Here is a 570-nt window from a genome sequence, read left to right as displayed (position 1 = left end):
AGCAGGGTTCGTCTGCGCATGCCGTCCATGCTCTTCATCCTCTGAACGAAGTTGGCTGAGTGTGCGGCGTGTTCTCGGTGCGAGGTGCCGACGTTCCTGTCTCTTCTTGTGCCCTGCGGTGCCGGGCGGGTCAAGGGTCGGGACACGCCGTCCAGCAGCCAACCCCGTACGGGCCGGGCACGGGAGGCGAACGCGCGCGCCACGCGCGGGAGGCGGCGCAGGACCACCCGTTCGCAGGCCAACCCGCCGGGCGCGCGGGGCGCGACAGCGTGGGAACCCGGCGCGGGGCGCGCGCGTTGGCCAGGTGGACGAGCGGGGGTGCACGATGGACGAGCTGGTTCCCGGTGCCAACCAGGCCCTGCCCGCGGGCGCGCTGACGCTTCGGGTGCCCGGGCCCTTCGACGTGTCGGCGTTGATCACCGACGAGAGCGGACGGGTCGGCGGCGACGCGGACTTCGTCTTCTTCAACCAGCCCGGCGCGCCCGGCGTACGCCTCGACGGGAACGCGCTCACGCTGCGGCCCGAGCACCTGCGCCCCGGCGCCAGTCGGGTCACCGTGGTGGTCAGCCC

At 73.3% G+C, this 570-nt stretch carries 1 pseudogene; it reads left to right on the top strand.

The window, feature by feature from the left end:
• Window positions 1-325: 325 nt before the first annotated feature.
• A pseudogene (locus tag KUM32_RS40480) lies at window positions 326-570 on the top strand (stress protein); the annotation flags it as partial.

Source organism: Streptomyces sp. AC627_RSS907, from assembly GCF_019049165.1.
This window is presented reverse-complemented; position numbering and strand designations above follow the sequence as displayed.